We start from the raw sequence: 8,527 nt of genomic DNA, 5'->3' as shown, positions 1-8,527 counted from the left end.
GGCGACGACCGCAGCGTGCGACTGTCCAGAACCACGGCAGATGGCTCCGGCTCACGCGCGGCCGCCATCCGCAGCACCGCCCGCAGGTCCCCGGCGACATCCAGGAAACTCTCCGCGGCGAGCCAGCGCTGCATCTGCTGATACACCGCCGCCCAAGGCGGCAGATCGTGCGGCATGAACCGCCACGCCGCACCCGTCCGCACGATGTAGCGCAGCCCGTTGAACACCTCGCGAAGTTCGTGGTCCCGCTGCTCGCAATCCGCCCGCAACAGCGTCAGGTAAGGGGCGACGACCGCCCATTCCTCATCACTCACGTCGGACGGGTACGCGGGGCGATCCAGGCTCATAAACCCAAACGCACAACCGACCCTAGAAGTTCATAACACGCTCTAAATGGGCGCCGCGAGCGAAGGCCGGTGCTTCCCCCCCCCTTCCGAGGGAGGGGAATGATCTTCTCAGACATGGCCTCGCATCCCCGTGTGGCGCAGCGGCGTATGCTCTGAAATTATCTTCGATCGACGTTCGCCAAACCATCCGACGTCAGACCCTCACCGCATAGATCATAAGGTCCTATCGGCCGCGCGGATTCTCGCTGGAGCCGATCGGTCGAAGCCGCCCGCCGCTCGTCGGTAGCCATTCTTGTCTTCCGTTGTCTCCGAATCCATCACGGTTAGAACCTCAGTAGGCGTCCCCTTTGGGGAGGGGGCTTTTCCGGGGTCGACTTGCGGCGGCTATGTCTCCTGGTGTCGACTCACGACTCGCCATAGGGCACAGGCGGCCGGGTCCCAGCCATGTCGGCCGGGGCATGCAGCCAAGTCGACGTTGAGACCGACCCGTCTTTACCAAGCGTTCACCATGCGGTTGCCATCTCGTGGTCCGAGATCCCTGCGAGGATGGGCCGATGCAGACCGAGATGGACAAGGCGCCTCATCAGCCGATCCTCGAACCCTGGCGCATCGCTGCGCTCGTGCTGATCATCGTCGTCGCGATGCTGCTCGTGCACGCGGTCGATCCGGCGGGTGCCGGGATTATCGAGCAAACTCCCTCGCCGCAGCAGGCTCAAATCGCTCCGTTGCAGCCCACTCGCCCGTAGCTTTCAGCCGCGTCCGGAGGCGCAACGACCAGCGTCCGCCTCCGTCCAAAGTCGAGAAGGCTCAGGCGCTTTGCAGATTGCTGGCGCTTTCCTTACCGCTCCGCTTGTCGTTCTCCACGTCGTAGGAGACCTTCTGGCCCTCGATGAGGTTACGCATCCCGGCGCGCTCGACCGCGGAGATGTGGACGAACACGTCCTTGTTGCCCTCGTCGGGCTGGATGAAGCCGTAGCCCTTGGTCTCGTTGAACCACTTCACAGTGCCGGTCGCCATCGCGGTGTCCTAGTCGTCACTGGCGCGCCAACGCGGCGTGCCATGATGCTCGAACCGGCAACCCTGGCTGGCAGTTCCGACGGGTCCGCCTTCCAGCCTTCAGTGCCTTCGTTTCTCTAGACGGGAAAAACTCTGCAGGGCGGCCTACTGCGCGCGCCAAGCAGCGTTGAGGGGGCGGCCTCAGGCTCAAAAATTGCCCGTGTGCGCCTTCACACGAAGAATTCGGCTAGAAACCGGACCGCAATCATCGCATCGCTCCACGTATTTCTCCTGCAATGCACGGCGTTCAAGCCGCACTCGTCCCCGGCGACCTGCCGGATCGCCGCAGCAGAGCAAGAGTTCACGATGTCCATTCGCAAAACCATCACGGCGGCGATCACCGCCCTCACCCTCGGCACTGCCGTTGCCGCCCCCGGACATGCACAGGCCATGGGCTTCGGCGGCCTCGCGGCTGCGGGCATCATGGGCGACATCGCGCTCGGCGCAGCCAGAGCCGAGGCTGGGTCCCGCCGCGGCGTGATCGTCGAGCACCGCTACGTCCGCAAGGGCAACCGTCTCCAGTACTGCGGCTGCGTCGTCCGCCACGTCCGCTTCTACCCGTGACTTGGCCGACGGTGCCCCGCCCCCTCGAGCGGTGGGGCCTACGCGCTGTGCGACGTCCGGGATCGAGGCCGTGGGATGAGGCGGACCATGCGCTGGGTTTGGCCAGCCCTGGCATGCATGCCGGCTACGACAGCCCTGGTGGCCGGCGTTGCATTTCCTTCATCTCGACAGGAAGCGTCCCATGACGACACTGTGGCTCAAATCGCTCTGGCAAGATGACAGGCGTCTTCGCCACCTCCTCCTCGTCGTCGATATCGGCCTGCTTATTTTCTGGTTCTATGCGGTGGAATACATCATACATCATCCGGCCGCGAAGGGGAGCGATGGCTTCGAGATCTTTCTCGCCGTTCCCATGACCCTGATCGTCCTTTGCTTGAGCTTGCCGGCCCTGCTGCTCTTGATATCGAACCGGACCCTCAAGTTCGGTCCTCCCATCACGTTGGCCGCCATCGTCGCGAACGTCTTGATCGGGAGCGACGTTCTTTGGAACAGCGGGCTCGGACGCGGCACCTTCTGGCCGCTCTGGTGACAGGCGCGTCCCACCCTCGGCCCACATGCGCAATCTCAGGCACCGGCACCCGATGAACCGCTTGCTCTGCGCCTTCGCCGTTCTGACCCTGGCTCTCTCGCTGCGCAGGGTTGCCCCGGCCCGGGCCGAGGAGGCGTTGGTGCCGCCTGCCGTCTATCCCGCGCTGGCGCGGTCGGGGTCGGATGCGGAAAGCTTTGCTCCCAAGGGCTGGACTGTCGAGGCTGTCGCAAAGGGCGACCTCGACCGCGACGGTCGTTCTGACCTCGCCTTCGTCCTGCACGAGCAGGACAAGGCCAAGATCCTGCCGATCTCGACGACCACGCCCGACCAGACCTGGGACAGTAACCCGCGGATCCTCGCCATCGCCTTCGCGAGGCCCGACGGGGGCTATCGGCTCGTCGTCCAGAATCACAGCCTGATCCCGCGCCGGGAGAGTGCCAACCTGGACGACGCCTTCGAAGATCCGCAATCGCTGGCTATCGTACGCGGTGCCATCTCGGTGAAACTGCATCTGTTCGCGAGCACTGGCGGCGCAGATACCGGATATAAAACGTTTATCTTTCGGCACCACACGCAGAGCTTTGTCCTGATCGGCTACGATGCGTCGAACGTGCAGCGCATGTCCGGTGAGACACGGGAAACCAGCGTCAACTACCTGACGGGCCGCGCGACGGTCGCAACCGGCACGATCTCCGACGACGCGACCCGGCGCCGGTCCCGGACCCTACCACCGGGGGCGCTCCTCACCTTCGAGGACGTCGGCGACGGCTTGGAGTTCGATCCTTTTGCAGAGCGTCGATAGACGTAACGACAGGATATTAAGCTATTGCTTGTCGTGGTGTCACAGATTTCATTGCCAACTATCAGAGAACTTCATGGCCTATGACGGTCTGGAACGGGTCGCATTTCCATAGCCGGGTTGTCGTCTGTCATCCGATCCCATTTGGCTTTGCCGCTCCGCATGTCGACTTCGAGGCTGAAGAGTCGAGGCGCTACTTCGGGCGCACCTACGCATCTCCGTGGATGTGACTTGTGGTTCTCACGGACCGTAATTTTTGCCACTTTGCGAACGTCCTCTTCGTCGAGCATCGAGCGTGTTATGAACCCATCATTAATCGTTCGACTTGCTTGAGCATGAGGCAGGCGAAGGCGACCATATGCAAGCCTGCCAGGGTGGTGGCATAGCCTTCGTAATCCTTGACCAGTCTTCGGCAGCGCGTGGCCGAGGCCCAGGCACGCTGCCTGAGCGGGGAAACCATCGACGCCGTCGCAGACGACGAGGCGTGATACCGCGTCCGCCAAATCGCTCACCCGCGCGCGACGGGTATCACCGAGCCGCGGTAGCGCTCGCGGATGAAGGCGGCGACCTCGGCCGATTGCAGCACCGCCGAGAGCCGCGCGATGCGAGAATCCTGCGCGAGGGCCTGCGTCGTCACCAGCACGTTGGCGTAGGGGTTGCCCTCTGCACGCTCCAGGCCGAGGGCGTCCTTGGCCGGGGTCAGCCCGGCCTCCAGGGCGTAGTTGCCGTTGATCACCGAGAGCGCGACGTCGTCGAGGCTGCGTGGAAGCTGCGGCGGCGCGACCTCGACGAAGGCCAGGCGCTTCGGGTTGTCGGCGATGTCGTTCACCGTGGCGAAGGTGCCGTCGCCACCGGGCGCCAGGCGGATGAGCCCGTTGTCCTGCAGCAGCGTGAGGCCGCGACTGAAATTGGTGACGTTGTTCGACAGCGCGACCGTGGCGCCCGCCGGCACCTCGGCCAGCGCGCGGAAGTGGCGCGAGTAGATCCCGAGCGGCTCCACGTGCACGGTCGCAGCGACGGCGAGGCGCACGCCGAGCTCCTTCTCCTCGGCGCGCAGGTAGGGCACGTGCTGGAAGAAGTTGGCGTCGGCATCGCCGTCGAGGACGAGCCGGTTCGGTCGGATGTCGCCGCTGATCTCGATCACCCGCAGGGCCAGGTCCGGGGCGATCTTGTCCTGCACGAAGCTCAGGATCTCGGCATGCGGCACCGACGAGGCGATCACCGTGAGCGGCGTCGCCGCCTGGGCGAAGGCGGTGGCAAGGAGCCCGAGGGCTCCGGCGAGCAGGACGCGGCGGGTCGGCGGCATGGACGATGATCCTCGGTCTCGGTGACGATGTCAGTGCGCGTGCCGGGGCAGGCCGTATTCGAGCCGCGGCTGCGAGGCCAGCAGCGTGCGCGTGTAGGGGTCGGCGGGCGTCGTCAGGACTTCGCCGACCGGGCCGTGCTCCACCAGCCGGCCGTGGTGGAAGACCAGCACGCGGTCGGCCAGATGCTGGATCACGCCGAGGTCGTGGGAGATGAACAGCAGCGCCGTTCCGAGCCGCGCCCGCAGGTCGCAGAGCAGGTCGAGCACCTGCGCCTGGATGCCGATGTCCAGCGCCGAGACCGGCTCGTCGCAGACGATGAGGGCCGGCTCCGCCGCGAGCGCGCGGGCGATCGAGACGCGCTGGCGCTGCCCGCCCGAGAGCGACCGGGGGTAGCGACCGGCGAGGTCGTCGCGCAGGCCGACCTGCTCCAGAAGTTCGGCGGTCCGGGCCGCCCGTGCCGCAGGTCGAAGCCCGGCGAGGTTCTCCGCGATGATCTCCGACACCCGATAGCGCGGGTCGAAGCTGCTGAGCGCGTCCTGCGGGATGTACTGCAGCCGTGGCCGCAGCCGGCGCCGCTCGGTCTCGCGGATGCGAGACCACGGCTCGCCGAGCAGCCGGACCGTGCCGCTATCGGGGCTCAGCAGGCCGAGGACGATCCTGGCGCAGGTCGACTTGCCCGAGCCCGACTCCCCGACGATGCCGACGACCTCGCCGGCCCGGACGTCGAAGCTGACGTCGTCGAGCGCGGTCGTGGCGAGCGCCCGGCGTCCGAAGCCCGCCGGCCGGGCGTAGCGTTTGGCGATGCCGCGGACCTCGAGCACGACGGTGTCGTCGCGGGCCGGCGGCGGATGCCGCAGCGGTGCGATGCGATCGGGCGACCGAGCGCTCGCCGGGCCGAGCCGCCGCCCCCGCGATGCGAAGGAGGGGATCGCGTCGATCAGCCCGCGCGTATAGGGGTGCCGCGGTCGCGTCAGGACGTCGGCGGTGGTGCCGCTGTCGACGACGCGCCCGTCGCGCAGGACGATCACCCGGTCGGCGATGCCGCCGACCACCGCGAGATCGTGGCTGATCAGCAGGAGCCCGGCGCCCGCCCGCACCCGTTGCGCCAGCACCTCCAGCACCTGGGCCTGGACGGTCACGTCCAGGGACGTGGTCGGCTCGTCCGCAATAATGAGATCGGGCTCGCCCGCGATGGCCGAGGCGATCAACGCCCGCTGGCGCAACCCGCCGGAGAGCTGGTGGGCATATTGGCGCGCGCGGATCTCGGGATCGGGAATCCCGACCCTGCCGAGCACCTCGATCACCCGCGCGTCGATGGCGCGGCGTCCGCGCAGGATGCGATGCTCGGACAGGACCTCGCCCACCTCCTGGCCGATCGTCCGCAGCGGATCGAGGGAGACCAGCGCGTCCTGCATCACCAGGCCGGTGACGGTGCCGCGCAGCCAGCGCCAATCGACCTCGCGGAAGGCGCGCGCATCCTGCCCTCGGATGCGGAAGCGCCGCGCCTCGACCCGCGCCCCGTCGCCGGCGAGGTTCAGGAGGCTGCGCGCCGTCAGGCTCTTGCCCGAGCCAGACTCGCCCACCAGCGCGACGCATTCCCCGGCCTGGATCGCGAGGTCGATCCCCTGCACGATCGGCGCCCCGGCCGGGGCGAACCCGATCGACAGGCCCTGGACGTCGACGAGCAGGGGCCGACCGCCCGCATCGTCCTGCACGTCGGCCCTCATGCGAGGCGCCCCTCGAACCGCTTCTGCAGATATCCGCCGAGCGTGCTGAAGGCGATCACCGTCAGGGTGATGGCCGCACCGGGGAAGATCGCGGGCCACCACGCCACGCGCAGCACGTCGCGGCTCTCGGCCAGCATGACGCCCCATTCCGGCGTCGGCGGCTGCGGCCCGAGGCCGAGGAAGCTGAGGCCCGAGACGGTGAGGATGGTGCTGCCGACATAGACGGTGGCGATCACCGAGATCGCCACCAGGACGTTGGGCAGCACGTGCCGGACGAAGACCTGGCCCCGGCCGAGGCCGTAGACCGCCGCCTGGGTGACGTAGTCGGCGTCGCGCACCAGCTGGGTCTGCGCCCGCACCACGCGCCCGAATTTCGGGATGCCGGCGATGCCGACCGCGATGGCGATGTTGACCATGCCCTGGCCGAGGAACGTGACCACCAGCATGGCGAGCAGGACGCCGGGAAACGACGACAGCACGTCGAAGACGCGCGCGATCCCCTCATCGAGGAGGCGGTGGCGCAGCCCCGCCAGGATGCCGAGGAACACGCCGGCGACGACGCTGATCGCCATGCCCCCCAGCCCGATCAGCAGCGAGTAGCGCGCCCCGTGGACCGTGCGGGCGAAGACGTCCCGCCCGAGCCGGTCGGTGCCGAAGAGATGCTCCCAGTTCGGTGCCTTCAGGCCCTCCAGGACATTGCCCGTCAGCGGGTCGTAGCCGGTGAACAGGGTCGGGGCGGCCGCGACCGCGAGGAGGACCGCCAGGAACAGGGCCGCGGCGGCGATGCCGGGCGGATAGGTCCGGCGTCCCGGCGCCACCCCGATCCGGGCTGCGTCGAGGCCGACGAGATCGGCGGGGGCGAGGGCGGCGGTGGCCTCGCCGGACGGGTGCGTCGAGGCGTTCATGCGGCCCTCAGGCGTGGGTCGATCAGCAGGTAGAGGATGTCGAGGAGCGTCGAGGCCGCGACGTGGACGAAGGCGGCGAGCAGCACGACGGCGAGCACCACGGGCACGTCGTGGGTCAGCACAGCCCCGAGGGTGACGCTGCCGAGTCCCGGCCGGCCGAACACCTTCTCGGTGATCACGGCGCCGCCCAGCAGCCCCCCGATCAGCCAGCCGCCGAGGGTGACGGTCGGCAGGAGGGCATGGCGCAGGACGTGCCGCGCCCGGATGGTGAGTTCGGCCACGCCGCGTGCCCGGACGGTGGTGACGAAGGGCTGATCCAGGGTCTTCTCGATGGCCTCGCGCAGCACCTGCGCCAGCAGGCCAGCCGTGGGCAGCGCCAGCGCGATCGACGGCAGCACCAGGGCCTGCCAGCCGTTGCCCCCCGAGACCGGGAACCAGCGGAGTGTGAAGGAGAACAGCATCAGGAGAAGGATGCCGGTCCAGAACACCGGCGTGGAGGCCAGCACCAGTTCCAGCGCCGAGGCCACCGTTCGCGAGAGGCGGCCGCGCCCGGCGGTGAGGAGGGCGACGACGACCGCCAGCACCACGGCGAGCACGCCCGCCGTCAGCGCGAGCTGGACCGTGGGCCAGAGCTGCGAGCCGACGATCTCCCGCACGGGCTGGCGCAGGACGTAGGAGGTGCCGAGATCGCCGCCGACGATGCGGGACACGAAGGCCCAGTACTGCTCGGGAAGGCTGCGATCGAGCCCCCATTCGGCGGCGATGGCCTCGCGCAGGCCCGGGGTGTCCACGTCTCCGGCGAGGATGTCCTCGATGCGGCCGGGCAGGACGTGGAGGGCGAGGAAGGCCGCGGTCACGCTGGCCCAGGCGACGACGAGGCTGGTGAGCAGCCGCCCGAGGATGCGGGACCACAGGGTCGGGGAGGGCATGCGGCGCCTACTCCTTCGCCAGCCAGACGTCGTAGGCGTTCGACGGCGAGTCGAGGCCGGCCTCGAACCCGAGGCCGCGGACCGCCTTCTTCGCCGCCAGGAACCAGCTCGGCGCGAACAGGGGCACGATGAACGCCTTGTCGACGCCGAGCACCTGGATACGGTCGGTGAGCGCGCGCTTGGCGACCGGGTCCGTGGATCGCAGCGCCTGCTCGATCAGCCCGGTGATCTCGGGATCGGGGTTGGCGACGTTGGTGTAGAGGAACCCCTTCGACCCGAGCATGTCCCAGAGTTCGCGGGCGGGATCGGACGGGTTGTCGGTGTTGGGGTAGACCGTCCAGGTGCCGGTGGCGTTGCCCTTGGC

At 68.2% G+C, this 8,527-nt stretch carries 10 protein-coding genes and 2 pseudogenes; 4 read left to right on the top strand and 8 right to left on the bottom strand.

Going from position 1 to position 8,527, the window contains the following annotated elements; all coding sequences use genetic code 11:
* Positions 1-347 (bottom strand): transposase (locus COGEMETH_RS04660; RefSeq protein WP_238181441.1); only part of this gene is annotated, 347 nt, incomplete at its 3' end.
* A 554-nt stretch (positions 348-901) separates the two neighbouring features.
* Between COGEMETH_RS04660 and COGEMETH_RS04655 the strand changes: the two genes are divergently transcribed.
* Complete coding sequence (locus COGEMETH_RS04655; protein WP_238181440.1) at positions 902-1,093, top strand: hypothetical protein; 192 nt, start codon at positions 902-904, stop codon at positions 1,091-1,093.
* 61 nt (positions 1,094-1,154) lie between these two features.
* Here the strand turns inward: COGEMETH_RS04655 and COGEMETH_RS04650 are convergent, their stop codons facing one another.
* Positions 1,155-1,364 carry a cold-shock protein gene (locus COGEMETH_RS04650; protein WP_238181439.1) on the bottom strand — a complete coding sequence of 70 codons (210 nt, stop codon included), beginning with the start codon at positions 1,362-1,364 and terminating at the stop codon, positions 1,155-1,157.
* A gap of 345 nt (positions 1,365-1,709) precedes the next feature.
* Between COGEMETH_RS04650 and COGEMETH_RS04645 the strand changes: the two genes are divergently transcribed.
* The 3 genes from COGEMETH_RS04645 to COGEMETH_RS04635 all read left to right on the top strand — a co-directional run bounded on the left by COGEMETH_RS04645 (position 1,710) and on the right by COGEMETH_RS04635 (position 3,298).
* Positions 1,710-1,967 (top strand): hypothetical protein, encoded by a 258-nt coding sequence (locus COGEMETH_RS04645; RefSeq protein ID WP_238181438.1) that lies wholly within the window; start codon positions 1,710-1,712, stop codon positions 1,965-1,967.
* A gap of 181 nt (positions 1,968-2,148) precedes the next feature.
* Positions 2,149-2,496, top strand: a complete 348-nt coding sequence (locus COGEMETH_RS04640; RefSeq protein WP_238181437.1) for a hypothetical protein — start codon at positions 2,149-2,151, stop codon at positions 2,494-2,496.
* Positions 2,497-2,548: 52 nt separating this feature from the next.
* The gene (locus COGEMETH_RS04635; protein ID WP_238181436.1) at positions 2,549-3,298 is read left to right on the top strand and encodes a hypothetical protein; all 750 of its coding nucleotides are present in this window, start codon (positions 2,549-2,551) and stop codon (positions 3,296-3,298) included.
* A gap of 295 nt (positions 3,299-3,593) precedes the next feature.
* Here the strand turns inward: COGEMETH_RS04635 and COGEMETH_RS04630 are convergent.
* From COGEMETH_RS04630 to COGEMETH_RS04605, 6 genes and pseudogenes are all read right to left on the bottom strand, one after another.
* Positions 3,594-3,737: pseudogene (locus COGEMETH_RS04630) on the bottom strand (IS5/IS1182 family transposase); the annotation flags it as partial.
* A gap of 66 nt (positions 3,738-3,803) precedes the next feature.
* Positions 3,804-4,601 (bottom strand): MetQ/NlpA family ABC transporter substrate-binding protein, encoded by a 798-nt coding sequence (locus COGEMETH_RS04625; protein ID WP_238181435.1) that lies wholly within the window; start codon positions 4,599-4,601, stop codon positions 3,804-3,806.
* Positions 4,602-4,631: 30 nt separating this feature from the next.
* Positions 4,632-6,329, bottom strand: coding sequence for a dipeptide ABC transporter ATP-binding protein (locus COGEMETH_RS04620; RefSeq protein ID WP_238181434.1), 1,698 nt, complete (start codon positions 6,327-6,329; stop codon positions 4,632-4,634).
* The gene (locus tag COGEMETH_RS04615) at positions 6,326-7,234 is read right to left on the bottom strand and encodes an ABC transporter permease (protein WP_238181433.1); all 909 of its coding nucleotides are present in this window, start codon (positions 7,232-7,234) and stop codon (positions 6,326-6,328) included. Before COGEMETH_RS04615 ends, COGEMETH_RS04620 begins: the two co-directional genes overlap by 4 nt.
* Positions 7,231-8,163 carry an ABC transporter permease gene (locus COGEMETH_RS04610; protein ID WP_238181432.1) on the bottom strand — a complete coding sequence of 311 codons (933 nt, stop codon included), beginning with the start codon at positions 8,161-8,163 and terminating at the stop codon, positions 7,231-7,233. Before COGEMETH_RS04610 ends, COGEMETH_RS04615 begins: the two co-directional genes overlap by 4 nt.
* A gap of 7 nt (positions 8,164-8,170) precedes the next feature.
* Positions 8,171-8,527: pseudogene (locus COGEMETH_RS04605) on the bottom strand (hypothetical protein); the annotation flags it as partial.

This window comes from Methylobacterium trifolii (assembly GCF_022179685.1).
Lineage (GTDB): Bacteria > Pseudomonadota > Alphaproteobacteria > Rhizobiales > Beijerinckiaceae > Methylobacterium > Methylobacterium trifolii.
The sequence above is the reverse complement of the archived record's forward strand: the minus strand, read 5'-3'. Positions and strand labels throughout refer to the sequence as shown.